Source organism: Methanomassiliicoccus sp., from assembly GCA_012719175.1.
Classification (GTDB): Archaea; Thermoplasmatota; Thermoplasmata; order Methanomassiliicoccales; family Methanomassiliicoccaceae; genus UBA6.
In genome coordinates this window covers 17026-38663 of sequence record JAAYAX010000012.1, presented here as the reverse complement: position 1 = coordinate 38663, position 21638 = coordinate 17026, and the positions used below count along the sequence as shown (strand labels likewise).

Below are 21638 nucleotides of genomic sequence, written 5' to 3'. Positions count from 1 at the left end.
ACAAAGCGGAGGTGTTGAGGCTGTGATCAACCTCGGGTCCTTGGAGGACCTGCAGCAGAGCGCTGCGGAGCTCAAGATACTGGTTATAGGGTGCGGTGGAGGAGGATGTAACAGCGTCCACCGCCTTACCAGCATTGGCATTCAAGGCGTCAAGACGGTTGCGATCAATACCGACAAGAGCCACCTCCGGACCATCAACGCCGACCAAAGACTGCTCATAGGGAGCCAGGTGACGCGTGGCCTGGGGGCAGGGGGGATCCCGGAGGTGGGCGAGGGGTGCATGGAGAACGCGTTGGACGCTCTGAACAAGATCCTCCAAGACGCGGACCTGACCTTCATCACTGCCGGTCTTGGTGGCGGCACGGGGACGGGGGTGGCCCCGGTGGTGGCCCGGGAGGCGCGTAAGCACGGCTCCCTGGTGGTCTCCATGGCGACAACGCCCTTCCAGTTCGAGCGCGGCCGGCGCATGGAGGCGGCGCGCTGGGGCATCGGGAGGCTGAATGACAACTCCGACATGATGCTCCTCCTGGACAACAATCGGCTGATGGATATGGTCAACCACCTGCCCATAGAGCAGGGCTTCGGGGTAATGGATCAGCTCATCTCGGAGATGATCAAGGGACTGGTGGAGGCGGTGACCCTGCCATCCCTGGTAAACATCGATTTCAACGACCTGCGCACCATCATGCGTCACAAAGGGGTCTCCACCATACTGTACGGCGAGAGCACGGACCCGGACGGGGCGGTGCGGGAGGCCCTTGGCAACCCTCTACTGGAGATCGATTATGAGGGCGCCACCGGCGCGCTGATACATGTCACAGGCGGGGAGAAGCTGTCGGTCAGGAAGGTGACCAAGGTCCTGGAAGGGATGAGCGAGCAGCTGGACCCCGAGGCACAGGTCATCTTCGGGGCCAGGGTGGACCCCTCGTACAAGGACCTCATACGGGTTATGGCCGTGATAACCGGCATCCAGGGGGTCGGCGAGAAGAAAGGCCGGCGGTCCCACGAGCGCGAGGAGCTGGCGAACACCATCGAGGAGCTGGTGGACGGAAGGCCCCGTCGCCGCTCACCGAGGTAGTTTTTTCCTCCCATCGATGAGCTTGGCGGCATCTCCGATGACACCCATGATGGTGTAGAACTCCCACTTCGTGGGAACAGACCTCCCCATCATCCTCCGGAACATTATCTCTGTGTTCTCCCTCCGGAACTCGGGGTAGTCTATCGCTTCCAGTAGGTCGGAGAAGAACTTGTAGAGCAGCTCCCGCTCCTCCTCAGAGGATACAGGAACGCGGGAGGTGCGGTGCCCCTCCGCAAGGTACAGCTCGTATATGACCACGGTCACAGCGTGCGATAGGTTCAGCACGGGATACGCGTCATCCGAGGGGATGTGCACAAGAAGATCGCATTTGGACAGCTCGTCCTGTGTGAGCCCCAATCCCTCTCGGCCGAACAGCAAGGCTATGCGTCCATCATGATCAGCGGTCTTTGCAGCCAGTTCCCGCGGGCTCATGGGTATGCGGATGTAACGCCTCGGCCCATGGGTGACGATACCTGTCGTGCCCACCACCAGTGAGCAGTCCCTGATGGCCTCCTCCACCGTGCCTACCACGGCCGCTCTCTCCAGAATATGACCGGCATGCTTGGCCCTCTTGAACGCCTCATCCCCTATGGGGCAGGGGTCGACCAAGACCAGGTCCTCGAAGGCGAAGTTGCCCATCGAACGGGCCACCGCCCCCACGTTCCCCTCGTGCTCTGGCTCTACCAGAACTACCCTGAAATCTACCATGCCGCTCGGAACCATTAATAGAGCAGTTCTACTTAATCCTGATGTGGTCTGGCACGCTGCGATCAAGCTCGCTTACGACGGCCGCTCCTTCATGGGCTCCCAGAGGCAGCCGGGGGAGCGCACGGTGGAGTCCGAGATCATCAACGCGTTGCTCAAGGTAGGGGCCATCGAATCGGTCTCCGCATCCCGTTTCCGTTTCGCGAGCCGAACTGACAGGGGAGTAAGCGCACTGGGGAACGTCGCGGCCTTTGACACTGATTTTCCCCGTGAGGCCCTCCTGCGGGCGGTCAACTCCGCCGTCGAGGACGTTTATGTGTATGGGCTTGCGGAGGTCGCTCATGCCTTCACCCCTCGTCGGGCCCAGGGTCGATGGTATCGGTACATGATGAGCAGTGAGGGCCTAAACATGGAGAAGGTGGTGGAATGCTCCCGCCTCTTCGAGGGCCGGCACGATTTCCGCCACTTCTGCAAGCCTGAAGGCCGTGCCACCATCAAGACCCTGGAATCGGTGTCGGCTATGGCCCTGGGAGATAGCCTGGTGATAGATCTGAAGGCGCGGGAGTTCCTGCGCAACATGGTCCGGCGTATCGTGGCCAGCATGATCAAGGTAGGGGAAGGTAAAGCCTCACTGGAGGATGTGAGTGTGGCGTTGGACGGCAGCGGTGCCAGGGGCATATCGTTCGGCCTGGCGGTCCCTGAGGGCCTGACCCTGATGGACATAGATTACGGGTTCTGCTTTGATATAGAGTGCCCGTCTACAATGAGACGACGGGCCGAGGCATGCCGCAGGGACGCTCTTGCCCGCCTGCTGTTCGCTGATGCCCTCCTGGATCGTTGCCAGGAATAAACCTGCCCCATCAGGGCCTTAGCTCCGTTAATTGACCATGGATACCTATTTGGGCCAAAACGGAACGTTCGGCCTAGGATTCCTATATATAAACTTAATTGTAGCATGCTCCAGCACTTCTTTAATATTCACATTGGAGTCTACGAACGCTCAATGGCTTTGGGGAAGGTCCATGGGGAGTCACTGCGGACGGGACGAGCCCGGTCCGCATGGATGTTTTTTTATCACTGCTGCCTGTTCTTGAGATCGTGATACTTTCCATAACCGGCACCCCCGGGACCGGCAAGAGCAGCGTGGGAGCTTCTCTCGCCAGCAAAGGCCGCACCGTGGTGGAGCTGGGCGATCTTGTGAGGGAGCACCACCTCTATGCCGGCATGGATGAGGAGAGGGGCAGCCTAGAGGTGGACCCAGAAGAACTCTCAGAACGGATCCCGTCCCTGCTGCCGGACGGAGACGTCATACTCGTCGGTCATCTCTCCCATTATGTCGACCCCGATCTGGTCCTGGTACTGAGATGCCGCCCCTCGGTCCTCAGGAAGAGGCTGGAGGCTAGGGATTGGCCTCCTGCCAAAGTGCAGGAGAACGTTGAGGCGGAGGCCTTGGACGTAATCCTCGTCGAGGCGGTGGAATCAGGCCGCGAGACGGTAGAGCTGGACACCACCGAACTGACCACAGAGCAGGCCGTAGCCTCAGTGGAGGAGATCCTGGCCGGAGAAAGGAAAAAGTACGAGGTCGGTCATGTGGACTGGAGCCAGGAGGTAATGGGATGGTATTAGACTCGAAGCGTGACAGTGTAGAGTTCATCATCACCCCCGTCGCCAAGGCGATGTCCCGGTTCGATCCCAATACGATATCCTGGGCCTCCTTCGCGATGGCGTGGGTGGCTGGTCTGCTGCTGTTCTTCAGCCCTTACTACTGGGAGCTGTTACTACCCTTGTCGGCGGTTGCTATATTGGTGAGCGGCTTTCTCGATGCCATCGACGGCAAGGTCGCCCGTCTCACCGGTAAAGCCTCTAAGCAGGGAGACGTGCTGGACCACATCCTGGACCGCTACTCCGATGTAGTGATGATAGGGGCGGTGGCCGTGTCCGCATGGTGCAATCCCTACATAGGCATAATGGCCATCATAGGCGTTCTTCTCACCAGCTATATGGGTACCCAATCCCAGGCGATAGGGGCGGGGAGGCTGTACGCCGGTCTTCTCGGAAGAGCGGACCGGGTGGTCCTGCTGACCGCGGCCGCGCTCCTGCAGATCGTGTTCATGCTCCTTCTCCCGGGCAACATCCCTGCAGGCGATCCTACCCCTTACTACCAGTATGGCTTCCTGGAGATCACCGATTCCATACGCCTCTCGGCCTTCGAGCTGGTCATGCTGTGGTTCGCGGTGGTGGGCAACATCACCGCGGTTCAGCGGGCGGTGACGATCTGGAATCGGTTGAAGGGGTAGGCACCTTCTCACCCTTTACCCCTTTTCGGGGCAGGTTCTTGATGCGGTAGTAGCTCAGAGGGTGCTTGACGTTGGCCTTAGGGTTAGTGCACAGATTGTCCGGCTCAAAGCATATGCCATAGCTCTTCATAGTAGCGCACTCTGGAGGTGTGTACTCAGTTCCTGAGGTCTGGCCAGTGATGTGGTCCACCTGATATTTGGTCTTGGCCTGATCGAAATCTGGAGAGGTAGCGTACAGTGCCAGGATATCGTCCGAGGACAGGCCGATATGGTGCAGGAATGCTGTGAGGGCAAAGCGGCCTAGATGAGGTATGTTCTCTCCGGCCTGGGCCATCCCTATGAGGTGGTTGATGCAGGGCGGAAAGTTCTCGACGCTTATCCTGCCGAAGTCCTCGGCCTTGAATTGTTCTCTCTTCACGGCGGTCCGGACCTTCAGTTCCTGGAGGTCCGCCCCCAGGGCGGTGTTGATGAAGGTGTCCACAGGAAGCGGCAGCTCCTCCTCAATGCGGTCCTGAAGGGCCTGTTGTAGAACTCTGGCCAGCTTCACCTGGCTCAGGGCGACCTGACCCTCCTTGACCTCCGTATTGATGAGCTTCCATTCCTTGCTGCGCATGCGGGACGTGTACCGCAGGTAGTCAGAGAAGTGCATCATCATCCCGTCGCCCTCTGTATTAAGCCTGACACCGAGCTGGAAGGCGACCTCCTCTACAACCTCCATGTTCTCCTTCTCCAATCTAGTGTCCATGGCCACACCCTCAGCGAGGGCGTAGCGCTTGGTGAGGAACCTGTCGTTGACGCCGGACACGAACATCCTGGCGACCGGATACGAGAGGATCTCCTCCAACAGGTCCTCCTCCGTGCCCATGGGGCGTAGGCCGATCACTCCCTCCTCCAAGGCATCGATGACCCGCGCCTTCCCGCGTGCCCGGGCCTGCCGGTAGGCCTCATGGGTCAGAAGGTCCTCCAAGGTCACTCCCCGGTCCCTCACATGCTCGGCCGCATCCTTGAGGAACGGATACCTGGCATAGTGAAGGACGTCCATCACCGTTGGACAGGTGGTGCGGGGATAAATATTTTCAGAATTCTCTTACGGTCAATAGCTCAAGAGGTGAGATATGGATGACGCCACTGCTGCATCGTCAAGGGCTGCCACCAGGTCCGCCTCCCCCCTTAGCGGGCGCTTTCGGAAGATGCGTATCGCCCTCTTCCTTCCCACCCCAGGCAAGGCCTCAAGGGCCTTTATAGAGCAGCTATTGACGTTCAACGGATGCTCTATGGCGGTAATGCTCCGGAACCCCCATTCGATGACCGCAACATCCACGAACCGGCCCACCTCCACAGGATAAGGGATCCCTATCAATAGCGGATAGCTTCCGATTTGGCGGCCGAAGGTGGTGTTGCCGTCCCTTAGCTCAGTGTACACTTTCCTCAGGACCCTGCCCTGGGGCAACATCCTTCGAAGCATGGGAAGATCGATATCCCGTCGCACCATCTCTTTGAAGCGGACGAACTCGGAGTGGTCAACGGTACGGGGGAACGCTTTGCGCACGGGGATCACCTGACGGACATTGATCCGCCGCAGGAGCAGCCCCTCGGCTAGCACCGTCCGCAAAAACTTCTCGTTCATTCGCAAGCTGTCCTCGGTCTCCCCCTCGAGGCCGACGATAAAGTTCAGCCCTGGAAGGAGCTCAGGAAGACCGGAGGTACCAACGTTGCCACCGATGCGATTGATGGCTCGGATCGCGTCGAGCGCCTGTTCTGAGGTGGAGTTCAGATTGTTTACCCTCGCCACCGCAGGATCGGCGCTCTCCAAACCCAGCGCCAGCACGTTGCCGCTGGTGCAATGGCGGACCAAAGATATCAAAACCTCCTCCGCTTCCTGGGGGTACGTGGCCACCACCGCCGGATTGGCATTGTCCACGTGAAGGACATCGAAATGCAGCGAGGACACGCGGGAGAACAGGGACTCTACGGCACTGGGGTCCGGCCGGGGCGGATCACCGGCCGTGAGGTCGGCCTTATAAGATAGGATGCACGTCTGCGCCCCCAGCCTCAGGTTGGTGACCCCAAGGTCACGGAGCCTTCGACACTCGGCGAATATATCGTCCTGGTCGCGGAAGGCGGGAACGCCCTTGAGGGGCTCGATGCAGAAGGAGCAGCCTCCAGATCGGTACCGTACGCATCCTCTGTAGGTCTCCACCTCCGCGATCAACGGCTGAGGATAATCGGGGTGAGAGAGCACAGAGTCCGCCCCTGACAGCAGCCAGGTGTTCCATTCCTCCATGGTCCTACACCGTTCCCCGCTCTCCGTTCCGGTCAGGATATCATAGATCCTCGCGGCCGCGTCCACGCGGGCGAGGTGGTGGAACATGTCCAAATATCTAACTTCAGAGGAAGCCGGGCCACCTAACACTGTCACTCCTTGCATTAACGTTGACAGCTCTCCTATCTCCCTGCCAGACGCAGGCATGGCCCTTAGGTACCTTCCGGGAACGGCGGAACCGGCGATGATGAGGCTGAGATCGGCCTTGGGCAACGGAGTTCCCCGGCGCCACTGCTCCACGGTGAGTAACATGGGCTCGGCCCCTGCCTCCCTGGCTGCGCCCACAGCGGCCCTTGTCTGCGGCGAAACGTAAGGTGGGACCCCCAGGCAGGCAGGCTCGTCAACATATCCGTCGATGATGAGCGCCCTCCGGACCTTGGCCATGGACCGAAGTAAGAGCGGAGGCATATATCAAATGGGCCCTTGCCACGATATTGCGATGGTCGGTGCGCCTCCTGGTATGTCCTGCTCAAACCGTGGAGCAAAGCTCCACTATCAGGTACGATAATCGTATGGACGAGCACTATAACGAGCGAGAAAGCAACGGTTCGCAGGCAAATCCCTGCTAATCCTTTTATAATATGATGTAAGATTTCGAGACAACCGGGCCCTGAAAAACAGATCCTAACCCGGCGGAGTCGTTGCTTATGACCATGGACAAAAAGACCGAGGAAGAGATGTTGAAGAAAGCGTACGAGCCGGCCAGGCTGGCGATGAAATACCACCCCTTCTACGAAGGGAAGATCGAGGTCACCGCCAAGTGCCCGGTCAAGAGCTTTCAGGATTTCGCCATCTGGTACACCCCCGGCGTTGCTGAGCCCTGCAAGGACATCAAAGCCCACCCTGAGAAGGTTTACGATCATACTGCCAAGGGCAACATGGTGGCGGTCGTCTCCGATGGCACTAGGGTCCTCGGTCTGGGGGACATCGGGCCCGAGGCCGGCCTGCCGGTGATGGAGGGTAAGGCCCTGCTGTTCAAGTACCTGGGAGGCGTGGACGCCGTGCCCATTTGTTTGGACACCAAGGACCCTGAGGAGATTATCAAGACCGTCAAGTACCTGGCCCCCTCCTTTGGAGGCATAAACCTCGAGGACATAGAGAACCCCAAGTGCTTCGAGATCCTGGACCGCCTCCGGGCGGAGATGGACATCCCCGTGTGGCATGACGACCAGCAAGGGACCGCAACCATCGAGACCGCGGGAGCGATCAACGCCCACAAGCTTGTGGGAAAGAAGATCGGCGAGTCGAAGGTCGCCATGATCGGGGCGGGCGCGGCCAACATCGCTATCGCCAGGGTGATGGTCTCCGCGGGCTTCGACATCAAGAACATCGTAATGGTGGACAGCAAGGGAACGCTGCATCAGGGCAGGACAGACATCGACGATGCTCACAAGGAGAAGTGGTTCATGTGCACGCACTCCAACGCTGAGAACATCGTTGGCGGGGCCAAGGAGGCGATGAAGGGCGCGGACATCGTGGTGGCCGCATCCAAGCCCGGACCGGGCACCATCCTGAAGGAATGGGTCCAAGGAATGGCCGACGATTCCATCGTGTTCGCCACCGCCAACCCCATACCCGAGATATGGCCGTGGGAGGCCAAGGAGGCTGGAGCCCGCATCATCGCCACCGGTCGCTCCGACTTCCCCAACCAGGTCAACAACTCCCTGGGCTTCCCGGGCATATTCCGAGGAGCGTTGGACGTGAGGGCCAGGACGATCACCGATGAGATGTGCATCGCCGCGGCCTTGGAGATCGCCAAGACCGCTGAGGACAAGGGGCTGACGGAGACCCACATCGTGCCCACGATGGATGAGTGGGAGGTGTTCCCCAGGGAGGCGGTCGCCGTAGGAATGAAGGCCATGGAGACAGGTGTGGCCCGCACCAAGATGAGCAGGGACGAGCTGATGCACCGTGCAGAGACCGCTATCAAGCGGGCCCGCGGAGAGACCCAGCTGTTGATGGACTCTGGATACATCCGCGATTTCCCCGAGTAAACCTTTTTCTCCTTTTCCCTTATTTCTTATCTGTATTCCTATGAAGTACACTGAGGCTAGGCCAGGCAGGATCTTCGTCATAAGACTCGAACAGGGTGAGGTCGTGCATGAGGTCCTGGAGAGGTTCGCCGAGGACAAGGGCGTGAGGGCCGCAGCTCTCATAGTAGTCGGGGCCGCTGACAAGGAAAGCAAGCTCGTGGTCGGTCCCCAGGATGGTGATGCCCGGCCGGTGAAACCCCTCGGTTATACGCTACCGGACGTGCATGAGATGACCGGTTCCGGCACATTGTTCCCCAATGAAGATGGACACATGATGCTCCATGTGCACGCCGCCTTCGGCAGGGAAGGGAAGGCCACCATGGGATGCATCCGCCGCGGAGTGGTGGTGTGGCAGATACTGGAAGTCATCATGATCGAGCTCCTGGGTGTCGATGCGATCAGGAAGAGGGATGCCCCCACCGGCTTCGAGATGCTCGAGCCTTGAGATATGCTTGTATTGGCCAGACCTACGTTTTTAATAAATCGCAAGCGATGAACGGACCATGAACCGCCCTGCACAGATCGCTCTCGTCCTCACCGTCATCGCTGTGGTAATCGCCGCGGCCATGCTCACTCTGGCCGCTCCTCGGAAGCAGGACCGCGAGTCCCTCTACCAGGTAGGCTCTTTGGAAGACCTTGTACAGGGTAACTATAATGGTATCGCCACTGTGGGCGATGTGCTCTCACAGGGTGATATCGGTCTGGGGACGTTCGATGGTCTGGACGGGGAGATGATAGTCCTGGACGGCACGTGCTATAAGGCCCGGGACGACGGAATTGTTCAGGTCATCAGCTCTGATGAGACCACGCCCTTTGCGCAGGTCAGCCGGTTCGATATCGATGGCACCATTGACCTACAGGGATCCTTGAACATGAGCAGCGTGAAAGGCCTGATCGAAGCCGCTCTCCCCTCTTCCGGCGCTTTCTATCTGATCAAGATAACCGGGACCTTCGACAACGTCACCGTTCGCTCGGTGCCCAAGCAGGCCGCTCCCTACCCTCCCCTCGCTGAGGTCATCGAGAAGCAGACCGTCTTCGACTATGATGGCATCGACGGGATCCTCATCGGCCTGTGGAGCCCGCCTGACACCTCCGTCCTGAGCTCGGCGGAGCTACACTTCCACTTCCTGAGCAGCGATAGGACCAAAGGCGGCCATGTGCTGGATGCGAACCTCACGGACCTCCGCGCGGAATGGGACCTCACATCCCGGTACGTAGTTGACCTGGAATGATAAAAAAAGTCGATCTCGGCGCCTCGGCGCCGTAAGAGGTTTCAGATCAGGGTAACGGTGGTGTTCTCCACGCTCTGGATCTGGGGGACGGAACGCAGGGCCTCTTCCAATTTCTCGATGATGCCCGAGGTGTCGTCCATGATGCAGGTGATCTCGATGATCTTCAGGCCAAAGGCGAAAGGCTTGACGACCACGTTGTTTATCGTAACGCCTTCAGGGATCGCACCAGGAATGGATTTGATAATGTCCTCAAGAGGCGACTCGGGGCTCTCTGGGATCATGTTGTATACTGCGGCCACCTTTCCCATGTCATCACCTAAGGACCGGTGAACCCGCACTTGGTGCAGGTGTAAGTGATGCTCTGATCCCTGCACTGGGGGCAGCGGCCGATCTCGACCACACCGCACTCGGGGCACTTGAAGAACGTCATACCGTCGTTCTTGCCCAGCCTTACTCCGCATGAGCTGCAAATCTTCTCGGACTCCATGGTATTCACCGGATTTGAGCCGATAGAGTTTTCTCCTTGTATATAAGGCCTTGCTGCGTCTCAGAACCAGCCCTTTCGCCTGAATATCAGCAGCATGAGGATGGCCAGCACTATCATGATGACCAGCACCACAGGATAGGCGTACACGCTGCCGAGCTCTGGCATATGGGCGAAGTTCATCCCGTAAAGACCGACGATGAACGTCAGGGGCGCGAATATTACTGATATAAGGGTCAGCACCTTCACGATCTTGTTCAGCTGATTGCTCACCATGCTCTGATACATATCGAGCATCTCCGAGACCATGTCCCTGTGTGTATCCACGGTGTCCATAAGCTCTATGGTGTGCTCATATTCGTCTCGGTAGTAGGGGGCGGTGTAGGCATCGACCAGGTCGGACTGCCCCTTGACCAGCGCATTGATGACCTCCCGCAGAGGCCAGATCGCCTTGCGGACCTTTATCAGCGCTCGCCGGAGGCCCTGCACGTTCGCCAGCGCTTCCGTGCCACCATCGTTCAGGATGCTGTCCTGAGCGTCCTCGATGAGGTCCCCCATCTCCTCCGAGATGGAAAAATAATCATCGATGACGGAATCGATTATGTCGTAGAGGAGGTAGTCCGTGCCCATGTTCCGGATCTCGTTGTGCTCGTTGCCCAGTGCATCCATGGTCTTGTCCATCCTCACACCCGGTGGGACCATGGTGATAAGGAATCCCTTGCCCAACAGACACACGGCCCGCTCCTCCTTCACCTCCAGGCCTTCCAGCAATAACAACCTCCAGGTCAGGAAGATGACCCCCTGAAGGTCCATGAGCTTTGGCCGACTAGGGCCCTCCTCGGCGATCTCGTCGATGACCAGTGGATGGAGCCCTCCCCATTTCCGGATTACCATCAGCTCGTCCATGTCGAGCTTCCCCTGGACCACGATCCAGGTGACCCTCCGTCGACCAATATATTCGAGGGCGACCTTCATATCGGCCGCGGTGCTCTTCTCCACAGTGGTGCTGTCGTAGCTAACCACCGTGATCTTCGCTCCGTGCCTCTGATGAGATGGTTCCTGCTCCAGCGGGGTCATGGGATTCATCGTGTGATCGATCGGGCTCGAAGCTCGGCCCTGAGCGCTACCGTTCTTTCCAGGTCATCGGTCTTGATGTCATGTAGGACCAGACTTCGCCCCTCTATCTCCAGGATGCCCATGGCCGGTCGGGAACGACCCTTGAGGCGGCGGGTGGTGGCCGTGGCCGTGGTTATGAAGTAGCAGCCGTCCAGGTTCCATATCCAGGGTAGGTGCTTGTGCCCGGAGAGAACAATATCGACACCCACCTCCTTGCACACCCCCAGAAGGTCTCCGGCATCGGTCGGTATCTGCCTCTCCCGACCTGTTCCAGGTATCGGTATGAGGTGGTGGTGCAGCGCCATTATCCTGATGTTCGGACCGGCGAACTGCTCTCTGATGGGTCCATAATGCTCCCTGCCAACATGGCCGTCGTCCACGTCCGGCTCTGTGGAATCAAGACCCACAACCGTCACCCCCTTTCCCACATAGGTGGGGAACCTAGGCCCGATTATCTCCTCGAAGATGGTGTAGCCGAGATTTCGGGAGTCGTGATTACCGGGCACTACGAGCATATCCTCCACCTCCAGGCCTTCCAGGAAGCTCTTTGCCGCTTCGAACTCAGAGGCATAGCCGTCAGTGGTCAGGTCCCCGGTGACCACCAGCAGGTCCGGTCTCTCCTCCTCTATGGTCCGGGTGACGTTGTCCGCCCACCGGGGAACGAACAGGGAACTTGAGAAATGCAGGTCCGATATATGGGCTATCTTCAACCATTGCCTCCAGCTGGTCATATCGCAGCGATAATCTATTATGATTACGCACATTTCGGACCTGCGGTAGGTTAGGAACATGGCCAGAACAGAGGATGGAACACTCGATCGCATCATGAACGAACTTCGGGCTCGGGCTGACCCTGCTTCCCGAGAGGGTATGGCCCGATACGGCATCAGGACTGATCATGCCCTCGGCGGCTCCTCCCTCTACTTCCTCAGGGCCATGGCCAAAGGCCTCGGTAAGGACCACGCTCTGGCCCTGGCCCTGTGGTCGACGGATGTCCACGAGGCCCGCCTGCTGGCCACCTTGGTAGAGGATCCCCAAGAGGTCACCGAGGAACAGATGGAGGCATGGGTGGCCGACTTCGACTCCTGGGACATCTGCGACCAATGCACCTCCAACGTCTTCTCCTACACATCCAGGGGGTGGACGAAGGCCGTGGAATGGTCATCGCGAGAGGAGGAGTTCGTGAAGCGGGCGGGATTCGCCCTCATGGCCGCGCTGGCCGTACACGATAAGAAGGCAGAGAACGATAGGTTCGACCCTTTTCTGTCTGTCATAGAACGGGAGTCGTACGATGACCGCAACTATGTCCGCAAGGCCGTGAACTGGGCCTTAAGAAACATCGGAAAGCGGAATTTGGCATTGAACGCCTCAGCGGTCGCCTGCGCGGAGAGGATCAGGGCGAAAGGTACCAAGGCCGGACGTTGGATATCATCTGATGCTCTCCGCGAGCTTCGCAGCGAGGCCGTGCAGAAGCGCCTGGTAAAGCATAAGTAATGGCCAGTTGTTATGTTGGGCCGCATCCAGATAGGCAGGGGCGGGCGGAACAGGACCCGCTTCGTTCGGCCGCCGCCGCGGCCTCATCCTTCGAAAACCGCCCATGAGCAATGGCCCCCTTCCAGGACCCAAGCCAACCTTTAAATAATTAGAGGCTTTACATGGGCTTCTGCAATGCCTATTAGCTTGCCATGGGCCCGTAGCTCAGCTAGGTAGGATGGCGGTAATAACATCCCGTTGTCCCTAGAAAGAGCATCTGGCTTTTAACCAGGTGGTCCGGGGTTCGAAAGGCGCGCGGCCTTCCCGTGCGCTCCGAAAATCCCCGCGGGCCCGCCCTGGGGAAATAGGAGTTGAACGATGGAAGGTGCAACGTTCGGGAAGCCAATACGGCGATGTTTTACAATTCTGACCAGTGGTCAACAATATCTTTCAATCTCATTCGCGGACGAGGTGAACTAGGTGGTCGAATCTGATTTACACGTTTTGGAGCACGATCTCGTGCCAGAGCATACCCTGCTGACCGAGCAGGAGGCCGAGAAGGTCTTGGCCAAGTTTAAGATTACCAAGGACCAGCTACCCAAGATCCGGAAGGATGATGCCTGCATCAGGATCTTGGAGAGGATAGAAGGCCCCATAAGTCCCGGAAGGGTGATACAGATAAGACGTAAAAGCGACACCGCCGAGGAGTTCATAGTGTACCGCCTGGTGATTAGCAAGGAACTCAAGGGGTGAGGACAAATTGCGTGATCTTATAGAGCTATACTTCAAGGACCGGTCCATCGTCAATCACCACATCGCCAGTTTCAACGATTTCCTCTCCACGATGGACAATCCCAACAGCCGCATGCAGAAGATCGTCGACAACCTGAGGGTGTCGGCCGATGATACCACCCGAGGCATCATCAAACTGGAGCAGGACCGCACCGACGGACGCCAAGTGGAGATCCGGGTGGGACGGCGACGGGACGAGAAGACCGGCAACATCGATCCTCAGTACAGCCGGCCGACGATAAGGATCCTCAACCCCGTGGTCAGGGAGGCCAACGGTGCCACCCACAAACTGACCCCCATGGAGGCCAGGCTAAGGAACCTGAACTACCTGGCACCTATAGAGTTGGAGTTCACCATCATCGAGGATGGCATCGAGAAGGAACCGGAGAAGGTGCACATAGGTGACCTCCCCATCATGCTCCGTTCCAAGCGCTGCAATCTCTTCAAGGAGAGCATGGAGGAGGAGCGGGAGCTGACCGAGGCCGAGTACAAGGAGAAGCTCATCGAGTTCGGGGAGGACCCCGCTGACCCTGGGGGATACTTCATCATCGGAGGGACCGAGAGGGTCCTCATTTCTCTTGAGGACCTCGCTCCTAACAGAGTGATGGTGGAGTACAACGAGCGCTACGGTACCCAGCTGGAGGTAGCGAAGGTATTCTCGCAGAAGGAGGGTTACCGCGCCCTCACCCTGGTGGAGAAGAAGAAGGACGGCATCCTGATGGTCACCGTCCCTGCCGCATCCGGACAGATCCCCCTGGTCATCCTCATGAAGGCCCTGGGGATGGAGAACGACAAGGAGATCTACGATGCCATCGTGAGCGTCTCGGACATGGCCAACATAGTTTACGCCAACATCGAGGAGTGCCATGACAAGAAGCTCTACCCCCCCAACGGTGTGTTCACCACCGAGGATGCCTTGAACTACCTGGAGCGAAAGTTCGCGACCGGGCAGGCGCGGGAGTACAGGGAGAAGAAGGTGGAGTCCATCATCGACCGTTCCTTGCTGCCCCACCTGGGCGACACCAAGGAGGACCGCATCAAGAAGGCCCACTTCCTGGGCAGGATCGCTCGCTCGGTGTTGGAACTGAGCATCGGCCTGCGCAAGGAGGACGACAAGGACCACTATGCCAATAAGCGTCTCAAACTTTCGGGGGACCTCATGGAGGACCTCTTCCGGGTGGCCTTCACCAACCTGATGAAGGATTTGAAGTATCAGCTGGAGAGGAGCTTTGCCAGGAAGAAGGATTTGCGAATCGCGTCGGCCATCCGTCCGGACCTGCTCACGCACCGGCTCTTGCACGCGCTGGCGACCGGTAACTGGGTCGGCGGTAGGGCTGGAGTATCTCAGCTTTTGGACCGCACCTCCAACATGAGCACCCTGTCCCACCTGAGGAGGGTCACCTCCTCCCTAACTCGCTCTCAGCCTCACTTCGAGGCTCGTGACCTGCACCCCACCCAGTGGGGCCGGCTGTGCCCCAATGAGACCCCTGAGGGTCAGAACTGCGGTCTGGTGAAGAACGCCGCCCTCATCATCGACGTTTCCGAAGGATTCCGCGAGGAGGACGTCCAGTGGCTGCTCCGGGACCGGGGCGTTGTGGAGGTCAAGGCGGGGGAGATCAGCACCGGGGCCAAGGTATATGTGAACGGCGACCTGGTGGGAAATGTGGACAATCCCCGCCTGTTGGTGTCCGAGATCCGGGCCGGCAGGAGGCAGGGGCTGCTGTCCAGCGAGATAAACATCCGCTACGACGAGGAGATGGGCGAGGTCGTCATCAACTGCGATGAAGGCCGCCTGAGGAGGCCCCTACTGGTCATCCAGGAGGGGCGCACCGTCATCACCCGTAGGCACCTCGAGGACATCCGCGAGGGCCGGATAAAGTGGTCCGACCTGCTGCGCGAAGGGGTCACGGAGTGGATCGACGCCGAAGAGGAAGAGGACTCCCTGGTGGCTGTGGAGCCCTTCGATTCCCCCGAGCGTTGCGCGTCATGCTCCCGTGCGCTGTCGCCTACTGACGTGGATTGGATGAACCCGGGGACGGACAGTACCGAGGCCGTCCTGAAGTGCAAGCACTGCGGTGGGGACAACAAGGTCCCTCTACTGATCACACCTGAGCATACCCATATGGAGGTAGATCCAATGGTCATCCTGGGCGTGGCGGCGGGAGTCGTCCCCTATCCGGAGCATGACTCCTCCCCGCGTGTTACCATGGGATCGGGAATGGCAAAGCAGTCGCTGGGGCTAAGCTGCACCAACTATAGGAAGAGGCCGGATACTCGCGGCCACATCCTGCACTACCCCCAGAAGCCCATGGTGCAGACCAAGCCCATGGACTTCGTGGCGTTCAACGATCGCCCGGCGGGGCAGAACTTCGTGGTCGCCGTCATATCCTATCATGGCTACAACATGGAGGATGCCCTCATCCTCAACCGGGCTTCCATCGAGCGCGGCCTGGGACGATCAACCTTCATGAGGACATACCGTGCCGAGGAGCGGCGCTACCCTGGAGGGCAGGAGGACCACTTTGAGATCCCCTCCCCCGATGTCCGCGGCGCACGTACCGACCTCTCTTATGCAAACCTGGGAGAGGACGGACTGATCTCCCCCGAGACCTTGGTCTCCGGAGGCGATGTCCTGGTCGGAAAGACCTCACCCCCCAGGTTCCTGGAGGAGGAGACCGACTTCCTCACTCCGCAGAAGAGGAGGGAGACGTCCATAACCATACGGCCGGGAGAGAGCGGCTGGGTCGACTCCGTCATGTTGACAGAATCGGAGAACGGTTCCCGCTTGGTCAAGGTCAAGGTGAGGGACGAGCGCATCCCTGAGCTGGGTGACAAATTCGCCTCTAGACATGGGCAGAAGGGGGTCATAGGCCTCATCGTGCCGCAAGAGGACATGCCGTTCACCTGCGACGGTGTGACACCGGACCTGGTCATCAACCCCCATGCTATCCCCTCTCGTATGACCGTCGCCCACGTCCTGGAGATGATCGGCGGTAAGGTCGGGGCCATGGAGGCCAGATCCATCGACGGCACGTCCTTCTCAGGGGAGAAGGAGCAGGCCATCAGGGAATCCCTGGGCCGAGCCGGGTTTAGAACCACGGGGAAGGAGGTGATGTACGACGGTCAGAACGGCAAGAAGATCGAGGCCGAGATATTCACCGGCGTCATCTACTACCAGAAGCTGCACCACATGGTGTCGGGAAAGATGCACGTGCGTTCCCGCGGACCGGTGCAGATATTGACAAGACAACCGACGGAAGGCCGCTCAAGGCAGGGCGGTCTGCGTTTCGGTGAGATGGAGAGGGACTGCCTGATCGGGCATGGGGCGGCCATGGTCATCAAGGACCGGTTGCTGGACGAGTCCGATGGGACGTTCCTGTATGTTTGCGGCAACTCCAACTGCGGTCACATCGCCATGATGGACCGGAGGGGAGCGATACGCTGCCCAGTATGCGGCAACAACACCAACGTGCACCTCGTGCAGACGAGCTATGCGTTCAAGCTGTTGCTCGACGAGCTGCTGTCACTTGGCGTCGTCATGCGCCTTCAACTGGAGGACCTAAGATGATGCGAGGCGTTTCAAAGAGGATAGGTTCGATCAAGTTCTCGTCGTTGTCACCCGATGAGGTCAGGAAGATGTCCGCGACCAAGGTCATCACCGCGGACACGTACGATGACGATGGCTTCCCCATAGACATGGGTCTGATGGACCCCCACCTGGGCGTCATCGAGCCCGGTCTGCGCTGCAAGACCTGCGGCAACAAAGTGGATGAGTGCCCTGGCCACTTTGGCCACATCGACCTTGCCATGCCTGTGATCCACGTTGGCCTGGTTAAGGAGATCAAGAAGCTGCTGCAGTCCACCTGCAAGACCTGCGGAAAGCTCCTCATGACCAAGGAGGAAGCGCAGCGGAAGGCCCAGGAATGGGAGATGATGGATGATCTCGGTGGAGATGCCATCGATTATCGTCTCCTTGCCAAGGGAACGGCCAAGGACGCGTCCAAGAACACCACCTGCCCCCACTGCGGCCAGGAGCAGGGCAAGATCACCCTGGACAAGCCGACCACGTTCCGTGAGGATGGCCACAAGCTCACCCCCAAGGAGGTCAGGGAGCGCCTGGAGCGTATCCCCGATGAGGACCTGCCTCCACTGGGCATAGACCCCAACTCATGCCGTCCCGAGTGGATGGTGCTCACCGCACTGGCCGTTCCGCCGGTGACGGTCCGCCCCTCCATCACACTAGAGTCCGGCGACCGCTCCGAGGACGACCTCACACACAAGCTGGTGGACGTCCTGAGGATCAACCAGCGTCTGCGTGAGAACCGTGATGCCGGCGCCCCTCAGCTGATCGTAGAGGACCTGTGGGAGCTGCTGCAGTACCACGTAACCACCTATTTCGACAATCAGACGTCGGGCATCCCCCCGGCTAGGCACCGCTCCGGTAGGCCCCTCAAGACCCTGGTCCAGAGGCTAAAGGGTAAGGAGGGGAGGTTCCGATCGAACCTGTCCGGTAAACGTGTCAATTTCTCGGCGCGTACCGTCATCTCTCCCGACCCCTCGCTCTCCATCAATGAAGTGGGAGTACCGTACGAGGCTGCCCGTGAACTGACCGTCCCGGTCCATGTCACCAAGGCCAACATAGACGTCCTCAAGGCTATGGTCAAGAGGGGCTCCAACCCGCCTCTGGACGACGGAAGGTACGCCCCTGGTGTCAACTACGTCATCCGTTCCGACGGGCGCAGGATGAAGGTCACCGACAGGAACGCCGAGATGATCTCCGACGGCCTGGAGATCGGGTACATAGTGGAGAGGCATCTCATGGACAAGGACGTCGTGCTGTTCAATAGGCAGCCGTCCCTGCACCGCATGTCCATGATGGCCCACACCGTCAGGGTCATGCCGTGGAAGACCTTCCGGTTCAACCTGTGCGTGTGCCCGCCCTACAACGCCGACTTCGACGGCGATGAGATGAACCTGCACGTCCTTCAAAGCGATGAGGCCAGGGCGGAGGCGATGATCCTGATGAGGGTGCAGGAGCATATCCTGTCCCCGAGGTTCGGCGGCCCCGTCATCGGTGCTATCCACGACCACATCACCGGGACGTTCCTCCTGACCCATATGGACCCCAAGTTCGACAAGCAGGAGACGCTGAGCATCCTCTCCAAGGTGAAGCACGAGCACCTACCCGAGCCCTTGGTGGTCGACGGGAAGGAATACTGGACAGGCCATCAGCTCTTCTCCATGGTGCTTCCCAAGGGCTTCCACAGCACCTTCAAGGCGTCCATCTGCCGCAACTGCGCGGTATGCAAGAAAGAGGACTGTGACCTTGACGCCTACGTGAAGATACGTGAGGGGAAGCTGATCACCGGCACCATCGATGAGAAGGCCATCGGTTCCTTCAAGGGCAAGATCCTCGACAAGATAACCCGCGATTACGGCGCTGACGCTGCCAGGGAGTTCCTGGATAACGTTACCAAGCTCGCCATCGGTGCCATCATGGTGCGCGGGTTCACCACCGGCATCGATGATGAGGACATTCCGGAGGAGGCGACCCACCAGATCAACGATATGCTCAAGGACTCGGTACGCAAGGTATCGGAATATGTCCAGGCATACCGTGACGGGACCTTAGAGCAAAGGCCGGGCCGGTCCCTTGAGGAGACCCTCGAGGTCGAGGTCATGAAAACGCTGGGAAACGCCAGAGATGAGGCCGGTCAAATTGCCGGCCGGCATCTGGGTATGGAGAACTCCGCGGTCATAATGGCCCGCTCGGGCGCCAGAGGGTCCATGCTTAACCTCTCACAGATGGCGGGCTGCATAGGACAGCAAGCTGTCCGTGGGGAACGCCTATCTAGGGGGTACTGGAACAGGACCCTGCCGCACTTCAAGAAAGGCGACCTGGGGGCGCAGGCCAAGGGCTTTGTGCAGAACTCCTACAAGAGCGGGTTGACCCCGACCGAGTTCTTCTTCCACTCCATGGGTGGAAGGGAGGGTCTGGTCGATACCGCCGTCCGTACATCCCGTTCCGGTTACATGCAGCGCCGACTGATCAACGCGCTCGAGGACCTAAAGCTGAAGCAGGACGGTACGGTGAGGAACACCGCGGACATGATCGTCCAGTTACAGTACGGGGAAGATGGAGTGGACCCCTGCCGCAGCGTGCAGGGAGATGCCGTGGATATCGATGATATCCTCGCTGAGGTCCTTGGTGATGATGCCGAGGCCCTGGCCCGGCTGGAGGAGAAGAAGGTGGCCGGCTACGCCACCATGGAGAAGGACCTCATGGAGACCATCGAGGAAGAGGAGGTCGAGGAGACGGAATATGACGCCGGAGGCGGCGGAGGTGAGGACTGATGGCCCGTAAGGACACGTTCAAGGCACTGTTGCGCCGGGGCATAGATGAGGCCACGGCAGACAAGCTGCTCCAGGGGTACAGCAGCATCACCGATATCGCCGCGGCCTCGGCCGCGGACATGGTGGCCCTGGGCCTCACCGAAGCTCAGGCCGGTGAGGTAAGCAAGCTCCTGGGCAAGGCGAAGAAGGAAGGCGGAAAGAAAGCGGAGAAGAAGGAGGCGGCTCCGGAGCCCGTGAAGAAGACGGAGTTCCAGAGGGTTGTCAAGGCCCGTCCCCTCATACCGATGGAAGAGAAGCTGAACAAATTGCTCTCTGACATCAATAGGTACCTCCCCCGTCGCGTGGTCGTCTCTCTCGCAGAGAGGCTGGATGGGGTCGCTCTTTCCGATTCCAAGATCAAGGAGATACTGCTGAGATCCGCCGAGAAGTACGAGCTCCACAAGATGGACGCCAACGAGTCTGCGGGGATCCTTGCGGCGCAGTCCATCGGGGAGCCGGGTACCCAGATGACCATGCGTACCTTCCACTACGCCGGTGTGGCGGAGATCAACGTTACGTTGGGTCTGCCGCGTCTCATCGAGATCGTGGACGCCCGTCGGGTGCCCTCCACCCCGATGATGACGGTGTACATCGAACCGGAACTGGCCGGGGACGTCGAGGTCGTTCGCAAGGTGGCGTCCAGGATCGAGAAGACGACCCTCCTGGACATCGCGGACATCGAGACCGATATCGCCAACATGAAGGTGATAGTCCACCCCGACCGCTCCAAGCTGGAGCAGAAAGGGATCACCGAGGAGCAGATCGTGGAGAGGCTCAACAAGGACCGCCGCCTGCGCGGGCAGGTAGCCCTGGTCCAGGACGAGGAGGACAAGGACCGCCGGTTGGTCGTCATATCCTCCGAGGAGGCCAGCTTCAAGAAGCTCCAAGGCATCGTTCAGGCCACCCGGGATGCGGTCATCCAGGGCTTGGACGGAATCGAGAGGGCCATCCTAAGGAACCAGGGTGGCGAGTACGTCATATACACTGCAGGCTCCAATCTCAGGGAGGTACTGGCGGAGGAGCACGTGGACCGTAAGAGGACCACCACCAACTCCATCCAGGAGATATATGACGTATTGGGTGTGGAGGCTGCCCGGAACTCCATCATCCACGAGGCATCCAGGACCCTGGGCGAACAGGGTCTGACGGTGGACATCCGGCATATCATGCTCGTGGCCGATCTGATGACCAACGACGGCGACGTCAAGGCCATAGGTAGGCATGGGATCTCCGGCAGGAAATCGAGCGTGCTCGCGAGGGCCGCGTTCGAGATCACTGCCACCCACTTGCTCCACGCCGCTCTCACCGGAGAGACGGACGATCTGGACGGTGTAGCGGAGAACATTATCGTGGGGCAACCCGTAACCCTGGGGACAGGTGCTGTCAACCTTGTTTACGTGCCCAAGAAAAGGCCTAAGGAGGCAAGCGAATGATAGATTTGGGAAGAGCGATTAAGGCGGCTGCGACCACCGGAAAGGTGGTCTACGGCGTGCAGCAGGCAGAGAAGGCGGTCAACAGCGGTGAGGCCAAGATGGTCATTCTATCTGTGAACTGCCCGAGTGAGTTCCTCAGATCTGGAAACCACAACAATGTCAAGGTTGTCAAGTTTGAGGGTACCAACATGGAGCTAGGGGCTCTATGTGGGAAACCGTTCTCGGTGTCCGCTTTAGCGGTGATCGACAAGGGTACCTCCAACATCCTTTCGTTGTGAT

20 protein-coding genes and 1 tRNA gene are annotated in these 21638 nt (G+C 59.2%); 14 read left to right on the top strand and 7 right to left on the bottom strand.

The window, feature by feature from the left end:
* Positions 1–22 precede the first annotated feature (22 nt).
* Positions 23–1078, top strand: a complete 1056-nt coding sequence (gene ftsZ / locus GXX95_09260; GenBank protein ID NLT38329.1) for a cell division protein FtsZ — start codon at positions 23–25, stop codon at positions 1076–1078.
* On the opposite strand, the gene GXX95_09255 is transcribed toward ftsZ, so the two are convergent.
* Positions 1067–1786, bottom strand: a complete 720-nt coding sequence (locus tag GXX95_09255) for an RNA methyltransferase (protein ID NLT38328.1) — start codon at positions 1784–1786, stop codon at positions 1067–1069. The two genes, ftsZ and GXX95_09255, sit on opposite strands and share 12 nt — an antisense overlap.
* Positions 1787–1829: 43 nt before the next feature.
* On the opposite strand from GXX95_09255, the gene truA reads away from it, so the two are divergent.
* The 3 genes from truA to GXX95_09240 all read left to right on the top strand — a co-directional run bounded on the left by truA (position 1830) and on the right by GXX95_09240 (position 4080).
* Complete coding sequence (gene truA / locus GXX95_09250; protein NLT38327.1) at positions 1830–2633, top strand: tRNA pseudouridine(38-40) synthase TruA; 804 nt, start codon at positions 1830–1832, stop codon at positions 2631–2633.
* Between the two features lie 248 nt (positions 2634–2881).
* Positions 2882–3409 (top strand): AAA family ATPase, encoded by a 528-nt coding sequence (locus GXX95_09245; protein ID NLT38326.1) that lies wholly within the window; start codon positions 2882–2884, stop codon positions 3407–3409.
* Positions 3400–4080: a CDP-alcohol phosphatidyltransferase family protein gene (locus GXX95_09240; protein NLT38325.1), complete on the top strand. Its 681-nt coding sequence runs from the start codon at positions 3400–3402 to the stop codon at positions 4078–4080. Before GXX95_09245 ends, GXX95_09240 begins: the two co-directional genes overlap by 10 nt.
* On the opposite strand, the gene GXX95_09235 is transcribed toward GXX95_09240, so the two are convergent.
* Positions 4031–5122 carry a DNA primase large subunit PriL gene (locus tag GXX95_09235; protein ID NLT38324.1) on the bottom strand — a complete coding sequence of 364 codons (1092 nt, stop codon included), beginning with the start codon at positions 5120–5122 and terminating at the stop codon, positions 4031–4033. The genes GXX95_09240 and GXX95_09235 overlap by 50 nt on opposite strands.
* Before the next feature lie 51 nt (positions 5123–5173).
* Positions 5174–6787, bottom strand: a complete 1614-nt coding sequence (locus GXX95_09230; protein ID NLT38323.1) for a radical SAM protein — start codon at positions 6785–6787, stop codon at positions 5174–5176.
* 263 nt (positions 6788–7050) lie between these two features.
* On the opposite strand from GXX95_09230, the gene GXX95_09225 reads away from it, so the two are divergent.
* The 3 genes from GXX95_09225 to budA are packed head-to-tail and all read left to right on the top strand — an operon-like array spanning position 7051 to position 9668.
* A complete protein-coding gene (locus GXX95_09225) occupies positions 7051–8397 on the top strand; it encodes an NADP-dependent malic enzyme (protein NLT38322.1) in 1347 nt (448 codons plus the stop codon).
* 40 nt (positions 8398–8437) lie between these two features.
* The gene (locus GXX95_09220; GenBank protein NLT38321.1) at positions 8438–8881 is read left to right on the top strand and encodes a DNA-binding protein; all 444 of its coding nucleotides are present in this window, start codon (positions 8438–8440) and stop codon (positions 8879–8881) included.
* 58 nt (positions 8882–8939) lie between these two features.
* On the top strand, positions 8940–9668 hold the full coding sequence (budA, locus tag GXX95_09215; GenBank protein ID NLT38320.1) for an acetolactate decarboxylase: 729 nt from the start codon (positions 8940–8942) through the stop codon (positions 9666–9668).
* Between the two features lie 41 nt (positions 9669–9709).
* On the opposite strand, the gene GXX95_09210 is transcribed toward budA, so the two are convergent.
* Genes GXX95_09210 through GXX95_09195 form a run of 4 tightly spaced genes read right to left on the bottom strand, consistent with a single transcriptional unit; the run spans position 9710 to position 11978 of the window.
* Positions 9710–9976, bottom strand: a complete 267-nt coding sequence (locus GXX95_09210; GenBank protein NLT38319.1) for an elongation factor 1-beta — start codon at positions 9974–9976, stop codon at positions 9710–9712.
* 8 nt (positions 9977–9984) lie between these two features.
* On the bottom strand, positions 9985–10155 hold the full coding sequence (locus GXX95_09205) for a hypothetical protein (GenBank protein ID NLT38318.1): 171 nt from the start codon (positions 10153–10155) through the stop codon (positions 9985–9987).
* Positions 10156–10215: 60 nt separating this feature from the next.
* A complete protein-coding gene (gene corA / locus GXX95_09200) occupies positions 10216–11229 on the bottom strand; it encodes a magnesium/cobalt transporter CorA (GenBank protein ID NLT38317.1) in 1014 nt (337 codons plus the stop codon).
* 5 nt (positions 11230–11234) lie between these two features.
* Positions 11235–11978 carry a metallophosphoesterase gene (locus tag GXX95_09195; protein ID NLT38316.1) on the bottom strand — a complete coding sequence of 248 codons (744 nt, stop codon included), beginning with the start codon at positions 11976–11978 and terminating at the stop codon, positions 11235–11237.
* Positions 11979–12057: 79 nt separating this feature from the next.
* Here GXX95_09195 and GXX95_09190 point away from each other — a divergent pair, with 79 nt between their 5' ends.
* The 7 genes from GXX95_09190 to GXX95_09160 all read left to right on the top strand — a co-directional run bounded on the left by GXX95_09190 (position 12058) and on the right by GXX95_09160 (position 21637).
* Positions 12058–12762, top strand: coding sequence for a DNA alkylation repair protein (locus GXX95_09190; protein ID NLT38315.1), 705 nt, complete (start codon positions 12058–12060; stop codon positions 12760–12762).
* A 193-nt stretch (positions 12763–12955) separates the two neighbouring features.
* Positions 12956–13095, top strand: a tRNA-Lys gene (locus GXX95_09185).
* Between the two features lie 126 nt (positions 13096–13221).
* Positions 13222–13494, top strand: a complete 273-nt coding sequence (locus tag GXX95_09180; protein NLT38314.1) for a DNA-directed RNA polymerase subunit H — start codon at positions 13222–13224, stop codon at positions 13492–13494.
* A 7-nt stretch (positions 13495–13501) separates the two neighbouring features.
* The gene (locus GXX95_09175; protein ID NLT38313.1) at positions 13502–17101 is read left to right on the top strand and encodes a DNA-directed RNA polymerase subunit B; all 3600 of its coding nucleotides are present in this window, start codon (positions 13502–13504) and stop codon (positions 17099–17101) included.
* A complete protein-coding gene (locus GXX95_09170; protein NLT38312.1) occupies positions 17101–19887 on the top strand; it encodes a DNA-directed RNA polymerase subunit A' in 2787 nt (928 codons plus the stop codon). The genes GXX95_09175 and GXX95_09170 overlap by 1 nt, the downstream gene beginning before the upstream one ends.
* The gene (gene rpoA2 / locus GXX95_09165) at positions 19887–21359 is read left to right on the top strand and encodes a DNA-directed RNA polymerase subunit A'' (GenBank protein ID NLT38311.1); all 1473 of its coding nucleotides are present in this window, start codon (positions 19887–19889) and stop codon (positions 21357–21359) included. Before GXX95_09170 ends, rpoA2 begins: the two co-directional genes overlap by 1 nt.
* Positions 21356–21637, top strand: a complete 282-nt coding sequence (locus GXX95_09160) for a 50S ribosomal protein L30e (GenBank protein ID NLT38310.1) — start codon at positions 21356–21358, stop codon at positions 21635–21637. The genes rpoA2 and GXX95_09160 overlap by 4 nt, the downstream gene beginning before the upstream one ends.
* Position 21638: the final 1 nt, after the last annotated feature.